This window comes from Desulforhopalus sp. (assembly GCA_030247675.1).
Lineage (GTDB): Bacteria > Desulfobacterota > Desulfobulbia > Desulfobulbales > Desulfocapsaceae > Desulforhopalus_A.
In genome coordinates this window covers 118,877-137,442 of record JAOTRX010000003.1, presented here as the reverse complement: position 1 = coordinate 137,442, position 18,566 = coordinate 118,877, and the positions used below count along the sequence as shown (strand labels likewise).

The 18,566-nt window shown below is 53.9% G+C and carries 15 protein-coding genes; 6 read left to right on the top strand and 9 right to left on the bottom strand.

The genetic code is table 11. The annotated features are described in order from the left end of the window. Positions 1 to 16 precede the first annotated feature (16 nt). Together cimA and OEL83_07860 are read left to right on the top strand one after the other, a co-directional pair. Positions 17 to 1,612, top strand: a complete 1,596-nt coding sequence (gene cimA / locus OEL83_07865) for a citramalate synthase (protein ID MDK9706954.1) — start codon at positions 17 to 19, stop codon at positions 1,610 to 1,612. Between the two features lie 192 nt (positions 1,613 to 1,804). Next, positions 1,805 to 2,782 carry a malate dehydrogenase gene (locus OEL83_07860; protein MDK9706953.1) on the top strand — a complete coding sequence of 326 codons (978 nt, stop codon included), beginning with the start codon at positions 1,805 to 1,807 and terminating at the stop codon, positions 2,780 to 2,782. 196 nt (positions 2,783 to 2,978) lie between these two features. Here the strand turns inward: OEL83_07860 and OEL83_07855 are convergent, their stop codons facing one another. Both OEL83_07855 and OEL83_07850 read right to left on the bottom strand, forming a co-directional pair. Then, positions 2,979 to 4,754: an aldehyde ferredoxin oxidoreductase gene (locus tag OEL83_07855; GenBank protein ID MDK9706952.1), complete on the bottom strand. Its 1,776-nt coding sequence runs from the start codon at positions 4,752 to 4,754 to the stop codon at positions 2,979 to 2,981. Further along, positions 4,751 to 5,218: a 4Fe-4S dicluster domain-containing protein gene (locus OEL83_07850; protein ID MDK9706951.1), complete on the bottom strand. Its 468-nt coding sequence runs from the start codon at positions 5,216 to 5,218 to the stop codon at positions 4,751 to 4,753. The genes OEL83_07855 and OEL83_07850 overlap by 4 nt, the downstream gene beginning before the upstream one ends. Positions 5,219 to 5,436: 218 nt before the next feature. Between OEL83_07850 and OEL83_07845 the strand changes: the two genes are divergently transcribed. The 4 genes from OEL83_07845 (at position 5,437) to OEL83_07830 (ending at position 9,817) form a co-directional block, all read left to right on the top strand. After that, complete coding sequence (locus OEL83_07845; protein MDK9706950.1) at positions 5,437 to 6,369, top strand: hypothetical protein; 933 nt, start codon at positions 5,437 to 5,439, stop codon at positions 6,367 to 6,369. A gap of 151 nt (positions 6,370 to 6,520) precedes the next feature. Beyond that, on the top strand, positions 6,521 to 7,438 hold the full coding sequence (locus OEL83_07840; protein ID MDK9706949.1) for a DMT family transporter: 918 nt from the start codon (positions 6,521 to 6,523) through the stop codon (positions 7,436 to 7,438). 107 nt (positions 7,439 to 7,545) lie between these two features. Continuing rightward, positions 7,546 to 8,469: a carbohydrate kinase family protein gene (locus OEL83_07835; GenBank protein ID MDK9706948.1), complete on the top strand. Its 924-nt coding sequence runs from the start codon at positions 7,546 to 7,548 to the stop codon at positions 8,467 to 8,469. Between the two features lie 130 nt (positions 8,470 to 8,599). Further along, entirely contained in the window at positions 8,600 to 9,817 is a 1,218-nt protein-coding gene (locus OEL83_07830; GenBank protein ID MDK9706947.1) for a D-alanyl-D-alanine carboxypeptidase, read from the top strand. 28 nt (positions 9,818 to 9,845) lie between these two features. On the opposite strand, the gene OEL83_07825 is transcribed toward OEL83_07830, so the two are convergent. The 7 genes from OEL83_07825 to OEL83_07795 all read right to left on the bottom strand — a co-directional run bounded on the left by OEL83_07825 (position 9,846) and on the right by OEL83_07795 (position 18,519). Further along, entirely contained in the window at positions 9,846 to 10,586 is a 741-nt protein-coding gene (locus tag OEL83_07825; protein ID MDK9706946.1) for a DUF2293 domain-containing protein, read from the bottom strand. Positions 10,587 to 10,613: 27 nt separating this feature from the next. Further along, positions 10,614 to 11,240 carry a LysE family translocator gene (locus OEL83_07820; protein ID MDK9706945.1) on the bottom strand — a complete coding sequence of 209 codons (627 nt, stop codon included), beginning with the start codon at positions 11,238 to 11,240 and terminating at the stop codon, positions 10,614 to 10,616. A 24-nt stretch (positions 11,241 to 11,264) separates the two neighbouring features. Then, complete coding sequence (locus tag OEL83_07815; GenBank protein ID MDK9706944.1) at positions 11,265 to 11,633, bottom strand: response regulator; 369 nt, start codon at positions 11,631 to 11,633, stop codon at positions 11,265 to 11,267. 255 nt (positions 11,634 to 11,888) lie between these two features. After that, positions 11,889 to 12,365, bottom strand: coding sequence for a hypothetical protein (locus OEL83_07810; protein ID MDK9706943.1), 477 nt, complete (start codon positions 12,363 to 12,365; stop codon positions 11,889 to 11,891). A gap of 23 nt (positions 12,366 to 12,388) precedes the next feature. Continuing rightward, complete coding sequence (locus OEL83_07805; GenBank protein MDK9706942.1) at positions 12,389 to 15,850, bottom strand: Hpt domain-containing protein; 3,462 nt, start codon at positions 15,848 to 15,850, stop codon at positions 12,389 to 12,391. 79 nt (positions 15,851 to 15,929) lie between these two features. Next, on the bottom strand, positions 15,930 to 16,493 hold the full coding sequence (locus OEL83_07800; protein MDK9706941.1) for a chemotaxis protein CheW: 564 nt from the start codon (positions 16,491 to 16,493) through the stop codon (positions 15,930 to 15,932). Between the two features lie 31 nt (positions 16,494 to 16,524). Next, positions 16,525 to 18,519 (bottom strand): response regulator, encoded by a 1,995-nt coding sequence (locus OEL83_07795; GenBank protein ID MDK9706940.1) that lies wholly within the window; start codon positions 18,517 to 18,519, stop codon positions 16,525 to 16,527. Positions 18,520 to 18,566: the final 47 nt, after the last annotated feature.

The window sequence follows — 18,566 nt, the reverse complement described above, 5'->3', positions numbered from 1 at the left end:
CCTAGACAGGATAGCAATGGCCCAATACGTTGAACTTTACGATACCACCCTCCGCGACGGCACCCAGGCGGAAAATTTTAATCTCTCCGTTGAAGACAAGGTCAGAATCACCCTGGCCTTGGACGAACTGGGCATCGATTTTATCGAAGGCGGATGGCCCGGTTCCAATCCGGTTTCCGTTGATTATTTCGAGCGCATGCAGGGCATCACCCTGCAACATGCCAAACTGACCGCCTTTGGTTCCACCCGCCACATCAGGAACAGTCCGAGCAAGGACCCCAATGTCCAGGCCCTGTTGCAGGCCCGAACCCCAGCGGTAACCATCTTCGGCAAGAGCTGGGATATCCATGTCTTGGACGCCCTGCGCATCGAACTCGACGAAAATTTGCAGATAATCGAGGACACCCTCGCCTTCCTCCGTCCCTCGGTGGACTTTCTATTCTATGATGCCGAACACTTCTTTGATGGTTTTAAGAACAACGAGGATTATGCCCTGAAGACCCTGGAAAGCGCGGTGCGCGGCGGGGCGCAGACGATTATTCTCTGCGATACCAATGGCGGCACCCTGCCCCATGAAATCCCCCCGATCATCGACCGGGTCCGCAGTCATCTGGCCGAAAAAAACATGACCATCGACCTCGGTATCCACCCCCATAACGACTCGGAAACCGCCGTCGCCAACGCGCTTATCGCCGTGGCGCAGTCGAAGGTCAAGCAGATCCAGGGAACGATGAACGGCTTTGGCGAGCGCTGCGGTAATGCCAACCTGACCTCGATCATCCCGGCCCTGGTGTTCAAAATGGGCTTTGAATGTGAGGTGCGGAAAAACATCGACCGCCTCTACACCACCTCCCGCCTTGTCAATGAACTCGCCAACCTGCCGCAGAACCGCTACCAGCCCTATGTCGGCGAGTCGGCCTTTGCCCATAAGGGCGGCATCCACGTCAGCGCCGTCAAACAAAATCCTTTGACCTACGAGCATATCGCCCCGGACAAGGTCGGCAATATCCGCCGCATCCTCATTTCCGACCAGTCCGGACGGTCGAATATCCTGCACAAGGCGAAGAAATGGGGCTTAAATCTCACCTCCAACGATCCGGTGCTGGCCGATATCATCAGCGAACTGAAGGAGCTTGAAAACCAGGGCTATCAGTATGAAGGCGCCGAGGCCAGCTTCGAGCTGTTGATGCGCCGGGCCATGGGCCTGCAGAGGAACTACTTCAAATTCGAAAGTTTCCGGGTGATGAACTACAAATACCAGATGGACAGGCCACCGCTCACCGAGGCGACCATCCGGATGTATGTCGGCGGCAGTGAGGTGCACACCGCCTCCATGGGCGACGGCCCGGTAAACGCCCTTGACTGCGCCATCCGTAAGGCACTGATCCGCTTTTACCCAAGCCTTGAAGAGATGGAACTGGCCGACTATAAGGTCCGTGTCCTCTCCGGCGAACACGGTACCGAGGCGAGGGTGCGCGTTCTCGTGGAGAGCCGTGACCGGCATAATACCTGGGGTACCGTCGGGGTCTCGGTGAACATTATCGAGGCCAGCTGGCAGGCCCTGGTAGACAGTATCAATTACAAACTGATGAAGGACGAAAAGAAAAAATAGAATACATACTTTTGCCTTCGGGCATTTGACTTACCGGGTGACCCCGATTGCCGCACCCCGGCGATCTATCCCGGACAATTGTTCCCGGCCGTGGAGTACCGCCGGGCAGTGTGGTATCTTGTCGGCAATTTTATTTAATGTTCGATAAGATCTGTTTGTTGTACAATCCGAAACCCTTCCGAGGAGAATCCGATGAAAACCCCAGTACGTGTTGCTATTACCGGCGCCGCCGGTCAGATCAGCTATTCCCTTATTTTTCGCGTTGCCGCCGGTGATATGCTCGGGCCTGACCAACCGGTTATCCTCCAGCTCCTGGAGATTCCCCCGGCAATGAAGGCCCTGGAGGGCGTGGTTATGGAGCTGAACGACTGCGCCTTCCCGCTGGTGGCTGGGATCGTCCCCACCGATGATCCAAACGTCGCCTTCAAGGATGCCGATTTCGCCCTGCTCGTCGGCTCACGCCCACGTGGCCCCGGCATGGAGCGCTCCGATCTGCTCAAGGCCAACGGCGCCATCTTTACCGTCCAGGGCAAGGCACTGAACGACCATGCCAGCCGCAACGTCAAGGTCCTGGTAGTCGGTAACCCGGCCAATACCAACGCCCTCATCGCCATGAAAAATGCCCCGGATCTGAGTCCGCGCAACTTCACCTCGATGATGCGTCTTGACCATAATCGGGCGATGTCGCAAATCGCCACCAAGACCGGCAGCCACTCCTCCAAGGTTGAAAAAATGGTGGTGTGGGGTAACCATTCCTCCACCCAGTTCCCCGACATCAGCCACGCCACCCTCGAAGGTGCTCCGGTAAAAAGCAAGGTTGATAACGAGTGGTATGAGCAGTATTTCATCCCCACCGTACAGCAGCGCGGCGCGGCGATCATCAAGGCCCGCGGTGCCTCCAGCGCCGCCTCCGCCGCCTCGGCGGCCATTGATCATATGCGCGACTGGGCGCTTGGTTCAAACGGCCGCTGGGTAAGCATGGGCGTCTGCAGCAAGGGCAACAGCTACGGGATCAACGAGGAGCTGATGTACGCCCTGCCGATCACCTGCGAAAACGGCGAGTGGAAAGAGATCACCGGTCTGCCGGTCAGCGATTTCGCCCGCAAGATGATGACCGCAACCGAGCAGGAACTCCTCTCTGAAAAAGAGGCGATTGCCGACCTGCTGTAATTCCGTTTCTAAATCAAGATGAGAACGAAGCTGCGAGCGAGCAGCGACGAAACAGTACAGTGCAGTACGGCGAGGAGCCGCACAGCGTCGCAGCTAAAGTTATCGCTTGATCTAGAATCGGAATAAGGCCGACCTCGTTTTTGATACCTGGCACATCGCCGGGATGGCAGTTTTTACACCAGCCATCCCGGCTTTTTTATTCTTTTTCCGGACCGCTATCGGTTATCCCCACAGTTCCGATGAGCTCCAGTATCTTTCGACCATATTCCGCCTTCAAGCTGTCCATGTAGCCGCCATCGACCGGCCCCTTCCAGGTTGTGACCTGGTAAAAGCGCTTTGGTATGGAAAAATTTTCCGGCGAAAAGCCAGTTGCCGCCCGCACCTGCCAGCGCAGCCGCCGGATATGCTCAGACGCTGCCGGAATCGACCCAGCCAGGCCGGTAAAACCTATAACCGCCAGACACTCCGCCAACTGCTCTTCGGTGTACACCGCCCGGGCAAAAAGACAGCCGACCATGGAGGTCAAAAAGGCCCGCCCCGGCTCATCGGCAATGAGGAAATCGACCGCCTTGTGCACATCCTTGTCACTGTTTTTCTGATCGTAGCTGTAGGCGCCGGTATCCAGATGGGAATGGCGAAAGCCGAGGGTCTGGGCGGCAAAAAACAGCTCGCCGGTGGCATAACCGGCCATCTCCTGGCCGAGAACGCAGGCAAATTCACTGCCCCCGTACACCGCCGCCGCCCGCAGAGTGCCCTGGCCAAGCAGCTTGTAGAAATCGGTAGTGCCGGAGCCCAGATGGCTGGCGGCCTGTAGGTAGGCCTGGGCATCGCCAAAGGCCAGAGGCAGCACGGTCTCCTTGGCGGCAATAAGGCCCCGGGCCGTCGCCTCTGTCGCCCAGGCAAGCGCCACGCCAGCGGACATGGCGTCGAGCCCGGCCTTTTCCATGGCCTCGAGAATCCTCAGGACATCAAAGGTATTGGTGACGCCGAGCATGGTTCCGGCAGCGAAAATCGGCTCATAGTCATAAGCCACCTGATGGTAGTGGTAGCGATTGTCCACGGCCATCTTCTCTCGGAAAAAACCGATGTGGATGCAACCGACCGGGCAGCCGGAGCAGGCGCCGTTGCGCAGCAGGGTTTCATCGGCAAATCGCTCACCGGTAATTGAGGCGATAGCCGGATCGGCGGTGCGCTGCAGGTTGTTCCAGGGCAGGGAGGCGATATCGTTCAGCCCCGCAAGATTTACCGGCGTGCCCAGATTGTGATACTTACGCATCATCTCCGTCGAGGTGACCTTGCCGTAAATATCCTTGTACAGGGCTGAATACGCCTTGCCCGCAGGCACCGGAAAATCGCAGTCGCCGTGGATAAGGATACCTTTAATATTCTTTGCCCCCATCACCGCCCCACCGCCCATCCGGCCGAAATGCCGGTAGGTATCGACATTGATCGAGGCCATTGCCAGCCTGCCTTCGCCGGCCGGACCGATGCGCATGATCGACCGGTGGCCGCCGCCGTCCCTGAACATCTTGCGGATCAGTTTGCCGGAGCCTTCGGCATCCATGCCGCGGAGAAAGCTGGCATCCTTTAATTCCAGGGCTTGAGTACCAATGGCAAGACAGGAGAGCTTTTTGGCCCGGCCGACGATCACCAGGGCGTCAAGATCGGTAAAGCGCAGAGACAGCGCCGCCCGGCCGCCGGCATGGCTTTCGGTATACTCGTTATGGTAATTGGATTTGAAGGAGCAGACCATCTTGCTCATCAGGGGAAAGTATCCGGTGAGCGGGCCGATGGCAAAGATCAGCGGTTGGGCGGCATCATCCCAGGGCTTGTCCGGCAAACCGTATCTGCCATAGAGCATCGCCGCCAGGCCGCTGCCGCCGGCCACTTCGTTGCGGCCACCAAGAAGGACGATCTTGCCTTTGCCGGTCGATACATCAACGCGCAATATTCGAAATTCCTGGCGTATCATGCGGCCCCCTCGGCATCGCCCGCCACCGCCACCATTTCCAGGCAATTCTGGGGACAGAAGTCAACACACCGGCCGCAATGCAGACAGACATAGACATTGCCGAGCGTATCCCGGCAGATGCCTTCAACCGGACAGGCCGCCAGACATTTTCCACAGCGGATACAGAGATCAGCTTTTACGATGACCCCACCACCGCGCCGGCTGGAAAAGGCGCCGGTCGGACAGGCTTCGGCGCATGGCGCAGGGTCACAGGCAAGACAACGGTTGGCGACAAAGCCGGTTGACAGTCCACCGGCTGAATGAATACGGATTCCGGCGGTATGCCAGGAGAGCTTTTTATAAACCAAACGGGCGCAGGCTAAGGCGCAGGACTGGCAACCTATGCACTGGTCGAGACGTGGCGTGGTGAGCTGTTTCATTTTTGGTGCTTCTGGTTTGTTTGGTAGAGATGTATCAGCGATCATTCCAGTCTGCAATTATACCCGAGAACCGGGAAAATCGCTTCACCCATAGCCGTGCGGATATCGACCGCTACGCCAGTCACCCTGTGCACGTCGGGATTGTGCCGCATTGGTTTGCCTGGAGGAAAAGAGTCCTTCCATTTTTTTTGTGGTTGGGCTAGGTTTTAAAGTGAGTCTCCTTTCCTGTCCATAACGCCTGTTCTTCACCTAAGTCCAACCAGATGATTGACGATATAAAACGGAAATTGCAGCAATTATTCCCTGGGGAGCTGTTTTCCGCCAAGACCATTGAAGAGGATCTGGCAAATGGCGACATTCTCACCAGTAAAGAGACCATCCTGCCCTATCTGCAAACAGCCCTTTTTGATGAAAAAGTTCTCGAAGTACAGCTCGACGGCCGTCCGATGGTCTACTTTTCGCGGCTGAAGGACGGTATTCCCATTCCTCTCGATGAGGAGGAAGGAGAAGAAGCCGTGGATGAAGTTGAAGAAGACAGAGAACTTGATGCCGGAGAGAAGCCCAAGCCGGCGGAAGGGGCATTCATCGCCGCCATGGAGCATATCGTCACCCTGCCGCTTGAACCCGGGCTCGGCAATCTGCACCTTCGCCTCTCAACGGCCATTGTGTTGCGGATGTTCACCAACACCCTGGCCATTGAGTTTGCAACATCCTTTGTCGATCTTGCCAAGGTGCACGATATCCCCGTCCTCCTCCTGGCCTTTCCGAGCCTTGCGAGAATAGTCCGGGAAGCCCGGGAATATCGTGCCAAGGTTCCCGACTCCCTGGATCTCATACTTGCCATTGAGGTCGACGAAGACTCACCCGAGGTGGAAACCCGGCCGGTGAGCGTCAGTATCCGGGGTATTTCTTTTGCTGCAAGTAAATACGAACAAAGGCGCTTCAAGGTCAACACCGCTTATTCGATGAAACTCTACCTGGAAGATGAACTGCTGGTGCGGATCGACGGCAACATCAGGCATCTCTCGAAGATCCGTAAGCGCTCTGGGATAGAGTACCTCTGTGGGGTCGAATTCGATATCCAGACAAAGATCCAGGCCACGGTTATCGAATCAATCGTCGCCACCGTCCAAAGGGCCCATCTTAAGGAACTCTCGGAGAAATCACACGCCACCGGCATACGCTTGATTGCCTGAAGGAAGGCCAAATCTCCCCGCTTTTTCCTCTCCCTCGCGCAAGTCCGGCGAGATTTTTCCCCGCGGATGCAGTATGGTCTCATCTCGCCATAAACACCTGTTGATCCATCAGGCTCGACAAGGCTTTCCACGTTCACAAAACCGCGCAGCGATGAAAGACCAAAATTCCATTCTTACCTATGCAGCCTTGGCAATGGCAGTGTTATTCTGGGGACTGTCCTTTGTCGCGACCAAGATTGCCCTGCAGAGTTTCAGCCCCTTTTGTCTTATCTTCTTCCGTTTTTCCGTCGCCGCGCTCTTTTTCGCAGCTCTCCTTTGGCGTAACGGTTTCCCGCGGTTCTCCCGTACTAATATCAAATCACTGATTTTCCTGGCCATTATGCAGCCCGGCCTGTATTTTACCTTCGAGACCCTCGGTCTGCAATATACCTCCGCCACCAAGACTGCCCTGATTATTGCCACCATCCCCATAGCCGTCCTTATCCTCTCGACCCTGCTGCTCCGGGAACGGGTGGGTTTGATCAATATTCTCGGCATCATATGTTCCCTGGCTGGTGTCGTCCTCCTGGTTTTTGGCAGCGTGGGACAATCCCAACTGGACGGCATGCTGATCGGCGACCTACTGATTCTCGGCGCCGTCCTTGCGGCGTCGGTCTATATGATTCTCATCCGCCGCCTGAGCAACACCCTGTCGTCACTGCAGATAACCGGAATGCAGATTATCTTCGGCGCCGTGCTGTTCTTTCCGGCCTTTCTCTTCGAACTTCCCGGACTCAGCTGGGACAAGGTATCCGGCGAATCCCTGGCCGCCCTCGCCGCTCTGACGCTTTTTGCAACAATCGGTGCGTTTCTTTGCTATAATTACGCACTGAGCAAGATTCCCGCGGCCCAGGCAGCCGCCTGTATCAACGGCATCCCTCTGGTCACCGCCGGAGCCGCATGGCTGTTGCTCGGTGAAACACTGACACTCGTCCAGCTGGCCGGCGGCGCCATCGTCCTCGCCGCGGTTTTTATAGCAAATCATTCTCCACCTTCGGAAGGTCTTGTCGCCGCTGAGCCAAAGGCATAGCAACGATCCCGAAGAATACGTGGCCCACTCCACAACGATTCGGTATCTGTGCTTTCAACGGCAGCTCCTTTCCCTTAACCCCTTTATTTTACTCTCAGGATTACGCTATGAAAAAAATAATTGTCTCCGGTTCCCTGGCCTATGATCGCATCATGAACTTTTCCGACCGGTTCTCCGATCACATTCTCCCCGACAAGATCCATAGCCTGAACGTCTGTTTTCAGGTAAATGGCGTCACCGAAAACTACGGGGGCACCGCCGGTAATATCGCCTACGCCCTGAAACTGATGGGCGAAGACCCCGCCATCTCCGCCACCATCGGCAGTGACCACCACAAATATCTGGAATGGCTTGCAAAAAATGGAATTTCCAGTGACGGGATCAAGGTCATCCCCGAGGAACTTACCGCCGGAGCCTATATCACCACCGATATGGCCAACAATCAGATTACCGGCTTCAATCCAGGGGCAATGAAGTATTCCTCAGGTCTCGATATCGCAGCCCTTGACCCGGATACCACCCTTCTCCTCATTTCCCCAGGCAATTTAGACGACATGGTCAACTATCCCCGGCTTTGCAAAAAGGCCGGAATTGAATACGTTTTTGATCCCGGCCAGGCCCTTCCCATGCTGCAGGCGAAAGACCTTGTTGAGGTAATAAGCGGCTGTTCCCTTCTCATCGTCAATGACTATGAATTCAACCTCATCCAGGACAAGACCGGTCTCGCCAACGGTGATCTCCTGGCTCTAGCGAAAACCACCATCGTCACCCTGGGCGGTGCCGGTTCGCGAATCCATAGCCATTCCGAGACCCTTGCCATCCCGGCCTTCAAGGCACGGCAGGTCATCGATCCGACCGGAGCCGGCGACGCCTATCGCGGCGGTCTGCTGAGCGGTTTGGTAAATGGTTACGATCTGCAAACCAGCGCCCTGAGAGGCAGTGCCTGTGCCTCTTTCGCTGTCGAATGCAATGGTACCCAGGTATACTCCTTTACCTTGCAGGAGCTCGACGAACGGATGCGGGCGCTGTAAATATTCGCCCTTTGGCAGCGAAAATTGAGCGTATTCCTGACACTTTGATGGGGATTTTTTCGGCCAGAAAGTCCTTGCTCCAGGCACCTGAAATGGGTACCATGAGACCTCATGCCGCACAAGGCAGGGCATGAGTATTGGCATTTCGGCAGAGATGGACGGCGTGTTGTTACCGTACTTTACCGCCCGGGAAAATCCATTTTGTCACTATGCCACGGACATCGGCCGCATCAGGTGCATTATGAAACGTATTGTTTTGATTATTCTCGTCTCTCTCCTGTTTAGCCAGCCATCTTGGGCTGCACGGGCCAAGGTACAATCTATCGCCAAGGATCCGTATCTGTCTGCTCTGGTTATCGATGCCGACACCGGCAAGGTGCTGTTTGCCGACCAGCCTGACGCGGTGGTCTACCCCGCCTCCGTCCTCAAGCTCATGAATCTCCTGGTCATCCTCAAACAGGTCGAGCAGGGGAAGGTAAAATTAAGTGATATGGTACAGATCACCAAAGAAGCGGCAAAGATCGGTGGCTCCCAGGTGTATCTTGATCCAAAAGAACAGTTTCCTCTGGAAGAACTTCTCTATGCCCTGGCCGTGCAGTCAGCCAACGATGCGGCGGTAGCCCTGGCGATCCATGTTGCCGGATCAAAGGAACAGTTCGTAGCCCTGATGAATCAGCAGGCCCAGGAACTCGGCATGAAATCCACTCGCTTCCATTCGGTGCATGGCCTGCCTCCTGGAGAGGGGCAAAAGGCCGACCAAACGACCGCCGCCGACTTCGCTCTTTTATGCCGAGAACTGGTCAAACGGCCTGATGTTCTTAAATATACCGGGACAAAGGAACGACCCTTCCGCGACGACAAATTTATAATGCGCAACCATAACCATCTTCTCGGCGCGGTAGATGGCTGCGATGGCCTTAAAACCGGCTATTTCGAAGCGGCCGGCTTTTCCATCGCCGCCACTGCTAAAAGAGGTGGGGTTCGGGTTATCGCCCTGGTTATGGGCAGCAAGGACCGCAAGGTCCGGGATGCCAAAACAACCGAGCTGCTCGCCAAGGGTTTTGCTCTGCTTCCGCCAAAACCGGGAGCGACGGTAGCCGCTGCCGCTAGGCCAGCGATGGTGCCGAAAAAAATCGAGTCCCAAACACCAGTCGCTTCCCAAACAGAACAACCGGAGGAAAAAGAGAAACCGCCGGAACCGTCCGGCAATGGTTGGCTCATGTTCATTGGCGGCCTGGCAACCGGCTTGCTTCTCTTTGGCCTTCTGGCGTTTTTCTTTATGCAAAAACGCCAGCCAAAACATCAAAAGATCACCCGGTCAGGCTCCGGACCAAAACTGGACAGCTAGGATCCGTAACACAAAAAGAGGGCGGGAGTTATTTCGCATCGGTCCCTGAGTTGCCACCCATAGTGTCCCTTTGCTGCGGAATTCCAACGTCACCGCAGGAGCTAAGCACTCGGCGAAGAGGGCAGGCCGAAGGGATGTCCTCACCCCGTCGGTAGGGGACCAGGAGTTGCAGAGATTTTCCTGCCAACTCCCGGCGCACCTCACGGCGGCGACCTTTCACCCGGGCAATGGTCATACGGTCATAATCGGTGGCCTGATGGCGGAGCCAGGCAACCACCGCCGCCTTGGCCCTGTCCGCCACCGGGATCCTTTCCGTCCTGGCGACGGTGCCACTACCGACCGGGGTTGCTCGGCTTGTGACCATTTCCGCCAATCGATCCGCAAAATCGGCATAACGTGGGTGAAAGTCGAGATACTCGACAACCTGCCGGTAGAATTCACCAACATAGGCAAGGTGCTTCTTTTCCTTTGCGGCCTTTTCTCGCTGTCGCCTCAGGTCATAGCCGGGTGCTGCTCGCTTGGCGGCAAGTTCTTCTATAGCGGCTTGAATGTTCGCCTTGCTCGCCCAGATCCCCCGCGACATGGTCCGTCTGCCGACCTTAACCTGTACCTGCCAGCTTGGTCCCTTTGACTTGACCAATCTGGTAAGAACACCATCCCCAGGCGGAAGGAGCTCCCAATCTGCCGATGGCACCAGGGCCTCGCCGGTTTCGGTCAAGACGACGCCAATCTTCCGTCCCGGTTTTACCGTACGATTCTCTGAAGACATAACTTACAGAATGCAATAAAAAGAGGACTATCGCCTGGCCATTGCCAATTTCACCGCTAAGGCGACAAAGACTCCGGCGGCAAGACGATTGAGGAAAATCTGCGCCTTGGCGGATTTTCGCAAGAAACCACCTATCCCCCCGGCTAAAAGGCTGATACCGCCGAAGATAAGGATGGTTGAGATGATAAAAATCCCGCCGAGGAGGAGGATCTGCGGTAGCAGTGGCCCTTGGCTCGGATCGGTGAATTGCGGAAGGAAGGCCAGAAAAAACAGCGAGACTTTCGGGTTGGTGATATTCATGATGATACCCCTTCCGTACAGCCCTGAAAAGCTCAGCTCCTTGGTCTGTTGCGTACCATTGCCACTGGCCCCGGCACGTAACGATTGCCAGGCCAAATAGAGTAAATATGCCGCACCGAGGTATTTGAGGGTCGCAAAGGCCAGCGCTGAGGCCTGGAAAACCGCCGCCACGCCGAGAGCCACAGCCGCAGTATGGACCAGCAAACCGGTACAGAGACCGATGGTCACCGCGATGCCGGCTACTCTGCCATGCTGAGCCGCCTGGGCCAAGACAAAAAGGTTGTCCGGCCCCGGAGTCAGAGCGAGAAGAATCGAGGCCGTAAAAAACACCAGCAGGGTGTCAACCGGTGGCATCAGCTTCTCCTTTCACCGCAGCCGTCATGGGAGATTATTGGCAATGGCGTCAAGAAGATCGATTTCATCGTAGGGCTTGGTAACATAGTCGTCAGCACCTTGCTTCTTGCCCCAGAATTTGTCACTCGGCTGGTCTTTGCTACTGACAATTATGATCTTGATATGTTTGGTGGCTTCGTTGGTTTTTAGCTGTCGGCAGACCTGAAAGCCGTTTTTATTGGGCAGAATTACATCAAGCAGGATTAAATCTGGCTTTTTTGCTATCGCCGTCTCCAGGACCTTGTCACCCTCAGATTCCATGACCACACGGTACCCATTGTCCAAGCACACGGTTTCAGCAATTTTGCTATCGGTTGGACTGTCTTCTACGATCATAATTAGTTCGTTTGCCATAATATCATTCCTTATCATATTTGAAGGAGAGGTATACTCTTACCTCTTGCCACATTATTAAAAACTGAATCGAGCAGCACGCCTGCTCAAATGACACTTATACCCTTTGTGCTACAAAAACAACTCACAGCAGTCAACTGTGATTATACCCTAATTCACCGATCTCGGAGAGTAAAATGTCTTACATCCACCATCCTCGCATCCCCCACTGATTAGCTGGCTCTATTGAGTAAAACCTTAAGGAAGGTAGCCCCATCAGAGAGGCTGACTCCCTCGCAATCGCAGATGGCTGCAAATGCTGGCAATATCCGGAACAATGCCCAGACCGCCTTCGGGCAATGAATAGCTCCCGAGAATATCATTGGTGTTACGCGGCAAGGAGAGCGGGCGAGAGCCGGCGTATCCTGTCCGGAGTTCCTGAATCTTCAGTGAGTTTGGCGCCAGAACAATGACCTTGACCAATGTTTTTTCTGCTGTTACCGCCCGAATAACGAGGTATTTCGTCGACCGGCTCGTCCCCTGTTCCTGCAGACCAAAATGCCGTTCAAGATTGATGACCGGCAACATCGTCTCCTGATACTGCGCCATATCTGCCAAAGGCGGTGAATGAACTACCGCGATATCCTGTAGTACAAACTCCAGCTGATTCCTGCTAAAAAGCCAATACAGGACCAAGCCCCCAAGAGGAGGAGCGTTTGCTTTGACTGCTGCAAGTTCCAGCTTAGTTTCCATTCCGCCTCACTGCAAAAAATAGATCAATTAACATAACCACTATGAATGCTTGCCAACAACCTAACAAAAACATCCTCCTGATAGGGTTTGGTCATATAGTGCTGTATTCCAAGTTCACGCGCCTTCTGCTGATGTTTTTCCGAGGCCCGCGAGGTGAGCATTATAACAGGAATATCCTTACACCATTCCTTGTTGTTGAGATTGCTTTTCAATTCATAACCATTCATCCTCGGCATTTCAATATCGAGAACGATTACATCCGGTGTGTAGGTTTCGAGTTTGGCTAAGGCATCGATTCCGTCGACCGCCTGCTGCTGTTTCCACCCCTGACCTTCCACCAATCTGGCAACGCTGTGCCGTACGGAAATCGAGTCGTCAACGATTAACACCTTGAGAGGAGCCTGCAGGCCGGTAGGAGCCACTGCCTCTCCCACCGCCTTCCCAGCCGTCACCCGTTTTTCTACTATCTCCCGGAGGTTAATAATAGGAATCAAATCCCCTGAGCCGGTGAGCGTCACCCCGCTAATACCCAAGACATTAGTAAGGTGGCTACCGAGGTTCTTGACGATGATCTCCCGCTGCTCAACAATCTCTTCGACGGAGATGGCAAACTGCTTATCGCCTTTCGCAAAGAGTATTGCCAGAATTCCCTCCCGGCCGCTGGGGATCGTCGTCCGCAACTTTTCGAGATTCAGGTAAAACCCCAGATTGACGACGGGAACAGAATCATCACCCAGATGGAGATGCAATCCGCCATCCTCTTCCAACTGCTCTGGACTAAATCGCTTTATCTGCTGAATATCCTGAAGAGGTACGGCAAACATCCGCCCACCGACAGAGACCATTACCGCCCGGTTCACTGACAGTGAGAAGGGAATACGAATTTCAAAGGTTACCCCCAAGCCGGGATTATTGAAAATCTGCACGGAGCCCCGTAGATCCTGAATGTTTTTCCTTACAACATCGAGGCCGATACCACGGCCGGATATGGTACTGATATCTTGGCGGGTGGTAAAGCTCGGATGGAAGAGAAACTCCAGGAGCTCCTTTTCGCTGAGGGTATCCGGATTATGAGCCAATCTGCTTCGCCGGACTTTTTCCCTGACCTCCTCAAGGTTTATACCACCACCGTCATCGGAAATTTTCAGCAGGACAAATCGGCTGCGCTGATCCGCTTCGAGGTGGATAGTACCGCTCTCCGGCTTGCCGGTCGCTACACGTTTTGCCGGGGTTTCAATACCATGATCCAGGGCATTCCTTAAAATATGCATGAGCGGGTCGGTAATCTTCGCCCAAACAAACCGGTCCATGTAAACATCTTCGCCGGTAATAACCAGATTTGCCTTCTTGTTCAATTTTTTAACAGTCTCACGAACCGTTCGGAAAAGCATCCGCGACAGGGAAGACATCGGCGTCATCCGGATGCGCATGAGTTTTTCCTGCATGAGTCGCATGGTCAGCTGTTGTTTACTGATCTGGCCGCCGATATCGCCGGCAATTGCCAGCAAGCTGGCATGAATTGAGTTGACGTCGACGGAAATCTCATTCAGCGACCGGATAATAAGATTGAGCTGGGAATAGCGATCCAGCTCAATCGGGTCGAATTCGGAGAAGTCACTGCCTGAGGTTTCTTCTCCCGCCTGTGGACTGAACCCATAAAGGGCCTGTCCTTCAAAGCCGGACTCCAGCTCCTGCGATTTTCTCCGGAGGTTTTCTTTTACGGTCTCAAGCTCATACAGGGTGTCATGAAACTCGTCCATCATCTTTTCGATGGCACCACGTGCAACAACCAGTTCACCTTCAATGCCCACCAGTTCGTCAAGGTCATCAAGCTTGACTCGGAGGATACCTGACTCACCGGGCAGATCAACGGTAATCTCCGGCTCCGGAATGACCGCAGCAGGGGCAGGTGGAACTATATCCTCGCTGCTAACAGAATCACCTACAGATTCGACCTGCTCCGCCAATACTGCGGCCTCAATCGGTACAGCCTCCTTACGTATGGCTAGATAGTCATTGATCGTTTTTACAATACGTTGAAGATGGGTTGACTCCCCGGTTTGCGCCGATTGAGCTAGAAGCTCTATCGTATCGATACCATTGGCGATTATCTGAATTTCCTCGGGACTTATCTCTTTGGCGTCATCATGCAACCAGTCAAGCATATCTTCAAGGACATGTGCACTCTGCGCGGTCAAATTCATTCCAGTCATTGCCGCCGCCCCTTTCAGGGTATGCACGGCTCGACGCATGACACTGATCGTCTCCAGCAGACCAGGGGTCAACGAGCTGGTGTCTTTCACCTCGTTTTCGAGGATGTTCAACGAATGATTGATGACAATCAGGTGTTCTTCACATTCGGAACGGAAGATATCAAGAAGGAGCAGCTGTTCTTCACTCAACGGTTCTTCCGGCGCATCCTGGATTTCCGTCAAGAGGGCATTTTCTGGTTCCGGTTCTTCTTCATATCGCTCCGATTCTTCGGAATCAAGAATTGAAACATCAGCCAGATCACCCTGATCCTCGGAAAGCAGTGAATCAGCGAGCTCTTCAAGGAGCATCACCGACTCATCACCCGGTTCCTCCACAGCAAAGATATCCTCATCAGAAACGGCCACGGGCATTGCATCAGGGACGGTCCGTTCCGCCTTCTCCGCCATAGCCAGCAGGGTATGGAGCCGATGCAACTGGTCCTTAACCCTGCTCAAAATGGTGCTGTTTTCAGACTCTGTAGAGGTGAAAACCACCTCCAGAAACTGTAGAAAATCCACTATTAATCCAGGGACTTCTGGCTGTTGACGAAGTGCACCCGCCTGCAATTTCTCCAGCAGCAAGTGGAAATCGTACATGAGCTGGTACTGCTGCTCTAAGCCCGCCGATCGGCTTGCAGCCGCCAGAGTCAGCGCCGCTTGCGCCAGTTTTTCATAGACCTTGGCGTCATGCTCACCACCGTCGCTTCCGTCCTGCGACAAATATCCGGCCAGTTCCTGTAAAAGCGGCAAAACTGAACGAATCGCCAGATTGCAGTCCTGACCCTCCTCCACTCCGCTTTGCTTATCGGCTGACATATCGATTAGCAAGGCTTCACCATCATCTTCGGTGAGTTTACTAAACAAATCGGCTATCCGCTGATGGAGGATTTCTTCTTCCGGCTCAAGGTCTTCAAGGTGGATAAACTCATCTAACAGGTCAACGGTTTGATTAAGGGCTGCAAGGATTTCGGCGGTAGCCGGCCTTCCGCCCTCGACCAAATCGGCCAGTAACACCTCTACTACCCTTGCCCCTTTGCTAAGCCCGGTCAACCGCACTTGGGCGGCCGCCCCCTTGATATTATGAAAATATCTATGCAGCTCATCCAGGGTGTCCATCGCCGGCTTGTTCACTTCAAGACTCGCCAGACCCTGCCGTATTTCCGGGAGATAGGAATCAACTTCCTGGAGAAAAAGTTCTAGGAGTTCGGCGCGTGGTAATTTTACCATCTTCATCGCCCCCTCCCCGGGAGGATTGTTTTGTTGGTTTTGCCACACATACGTTTCATTGCAGATATCATTCTGTCTCCTCAAATCAACCGACCCGGTTATAGTCGATGAGGCTTGGTGCCGTTAAGAATCTCCGCACATTTAAGATATAATAGAGTGTGTCCTCAACCAACAGTCCATCGGCAAACAATGACGTAGCCAAGAGGTCTTTCTCTGAAGCGTCAATAGGTTTATTGTCTGCTGCCGACCGGCTAACCGTGCCGACTATACGATCCAGCCTGACCCCGATTTTTTGCTTTCGATACTGCAGAACCACAAAACGACTTCCTTCGCAGGGTCCCTGGTCCTTCAACTTAAGAAAACCAGCGAAATCAACGACGGATATTATCTCACTCCTCACATTGACGATTCCGTGAATCCACGAGGGAAGATTGGGGAGAAAGGTGACGTTTGGTAAGGGGCCAACCTCGGACAAGTCGTCAATAGCGATAGCCAGATGCAACGCCCCTATCGAAACAAGGACGTATTTCCGCATTTTTTCCTGATCCGGGGCGGCCATTTCTTTCAACGAGACGGTGCCAAGCATCACTTCGGCAAGCTGTGTATCGATGCCTTCGATAAGAATTTTTAAATCGGGCAAACTTGGCATACGTTCTCTTTTTGAGTCATTGTTTTGCTGATCAGATGTGTTCATCAATTACAGTAAGAAGCTTTTCCGGATCGAAAGGTTTAGTCAGATAAGCTACTGACCCGCCCCGTAGTCCCTTCTGCCGGTCCATAGGATTGTTTTTAGCCGTCAGCATAACGACCGGAACATCCTTTAATCGTCCATCGTGTTTCAGTCGGGAAAGGATATCATAGCCGGTCATGTCAGGAAGCATCGCATCAAGGAGAATCAAATTGGGAAGTTCTCCTTCCAGTCTTCTTAAAGCCGCCCCGCCGGTTGCCGCCTCCTCGATCGTGTATCCCCTCTTTGCCAGCACCATGGTAATAACCTTCCGTGAAGTGGGACTGTCTTCTACCACCAGTACTGTCTTATTGGCCTTGCCACCAGTGGCTTTTGCCGCAACCGGAGCGGCAGAGGTAACCGGCGGTGGGCTGGGTGTCTTTACGACTGGAGCCTTTTTAGGAATATCGGCTCCTCCCTTTATTGCCGGCTCAGTTTTCTTCTGAGCGGCCGGCATTTTAACAACAACCCTTTGCTTTGGTGGTGAGGGGGACGGAGCTGCCGCAGGGCGCTGGGCTTGCTGTGGACGAGGTGGTGGTGATGTCTCCCGTGGCGAAGGTGACGGCACCGGCTGTTCAAGATATTTCTCCAAAACAGCCAGAAGTTTTGCAGGATCAAAGGGCTTGGTCAGATACTCATTCGAACCATGATACAAGCCTTTCAGCCGATCAGAGGGGTTAGTTTTGCCGGTAAGCATAACTACCGGTATCTCAGCCGATTTTTTGTCCTGGCGGAGTCTCGCCAAAACCTCATACCCGGTCATATCGGGAAGCATTACATCAAGCAACACCAGATCCGGTACCTTTTCCTCCCATTTCTGCAGGGCCTCCCCGCCACTTTTCGCCTCAATGATTGTATATCCCTTGCGGCAAAGAAGCATGCTGATGACCTTTCGGGAGGTCGGGCTGTCTTCCACCACCAGAATGGATTTGCTTGCCCCGGAAACCGTCTCGACAGGAGGATTTACCGGCTGGGGGGCAGAAACCACCGGAATGACCGGAGTCACCGCGACTGGCGGTGGTGTTGCGGCCGGGAGCGGTACTTTTTTATCAAGCAAGGCCGCCGCCCGCGTAAATATCGGCTCCTTGGGCGATACCTCTAAAGCCTTGCTAATAAACTTCCGCGCTTGATCTATATTGCCAAGAGAATAATGACCTAGAAACAAACAATAGGCAATGCGGGTATTTTTCGGATTATTCAGAAATTCGCCATGATATTCCTGCAGACTCTGTGTCAATTCAACACTGCTGCTCCCCCCCGGCATGTCGTCCTCGACGATACGAAACACTCCCTGGCATGTCTTGCATCGCACCTCCCCGGCACCGATCAACGACCAGCAGAAGATGCAACGCTTCACCGGCTCAGCCCCGCCCTTTAACTGAGGTTCGATTTTCGCTATCTCCCGCCCAATCGCCGGATCGCAATTGCCCCATTTACGCGCTTCGGTCAAGGCTTTTTTGATATAGTCTTCACGGGTCATCAACCGGGAATGCCACAGCCAGGCAGGATAGTAAAACCTGTTGCTGCGCAGGACCTCGACCAGTTGCTCACCGGCCTCTGTCCGCCTGAACTGATGGATGAGACGAATGGCTTTCTCGAGGCACTGTTCTGCATCGCAAGCCTTATCTGCCTGAGAGAAACTGGGCAATTTGCTGAGCAAGCGCTCCACGAGGGAAAGGCTCAGTGCGACATTATGCTCAACTGGTTGAAGAGACACTGCGGTCTGGATTTCACCATCTCGAATTGCCGCCAGAGAGAGTAGGGCACCGTTTCCAACCAATTTCTCGCAAGCGGCGGCAACAACCTGCCCCTTGCGAATCTGAAGATTTCCAGACAGTCTTCCATCTTTCGCCCAAACGTCAACATCACCCGAAAGAACCTGCTGCGATTTCAAATACAGCAGAACATTTCTCTCTGTCTCGGTAGCAAGGATGCGCGAGTCGGTCATAAAGCCCCTGAGCGATTGAATGAAATTCTAATAGTTTTAGCCTGGAA

Excerpts from the sequence above, each read along its gene's own strand:
- OEL83_07820 (MDK9706945.1), bottom strand. The coding sequence starts at position 11,240 with ATGCCACCGGTTGACACCCTGCTGGTGTTTTTTACGGCCTCGATTCTT.
- OEL83_07815 (MDK9706944.1), bottom strand. The coding sequence starts at position 11,633 with ATGGCAAACGAACTAATTATGATCGTAGAAGACAGTCCAACCGATAGC.
- OEL83_07840 (MDK9706949.1), top strand. The coding sequence starts at position 6,521 with ATGAAAGACCAAAATTCCATTCTTACCTATGCAGCCTTGGCAATGGCA.
- OEL83_07845 (MDK9706950.1), top strand. The coding sequence starts at position 5,437 with ATGATTGACGATATAAAACGGAAATTGCAGCAATTATTCCCTGGGGAG.
- OEL83_07800 (MDK9706941.1), bottom strand. The coding sequence starts at position 16,493 with ATGCCAAGTTTGCCCGATTTAAAAATTCTTATCGAAGGCATCGATACA.
- OEL83_07830 (MDK9706947.1), top strand. The coding sequence starts at position 8,600 with ATGAGTATTGGCATTTCGGCAGAGATGGACGGCGTGTTGTTACCGTAC.
- OEL83_07835 (MDK9706948.1), top strand. The coding sequence starts at position 7,546 with ATGAAAAAAATAATTGTCTCCGGTTCCCTGGCCTATGATCGCATCATG.
- OEL83_07825 (MDK9706946.1), bottom strand. The coding sequence starts at position 10,586 with ATGTCTTCAGAGAATCGTACGGTAAAACCGGGACGGAAGATTGGCGTC.
- OEL83_07810 (MDK9706943.1), bottom strand. The coding sequence starts at position 12,365 with ATGGAAACTAAGCTGGAACTTGCAGCAGTCAAAGCAAACGCTCCTCCT.
- OEL83_07795 (MDK9706940.1), bottom strand. The coding sequence starts at position 18,519 with ATGACCGACTCGCGCATCCTTGCTACCGAGACAGAGAGAAATGTTCTG.
- OEL83_07850 (MDK9706951.1), bottom strand. The coding sequence starts at position 5,218 with ATGATCGCTGATACATCTCTACCAAACAAACCAGAAGCACCAAAAATG.
- OEL83_07805 (MDK9706942.1), bottom strand. The coding sequence starts at position 15,850 with ATGAAGATGGTAAAATTACCACGCGCCGAACTCCTAGAACTTTTTCTC.
- OEL83_07855 (MDK9706952.1), bottom strand. The coding sequence starts at position 4,754 with ATGATACGCCAGGAATTTCGAATATTGCGCGTTGATGTATCGACCGGC.
- cimA (MDK9706954.1), top strand. The coding sequence starts at position 17 with ATGGCCCAATACGTTGAACTTTACGATACCACCCTCCGCGACGGCACC.
- OEL83_07860 (MDK9706953.1), top strand. The coding sequence starts at position 1,805 with ATGAAAACCCCAGTACGTGTTGCTATTACCGGCGCCGCCGGTCAGATC.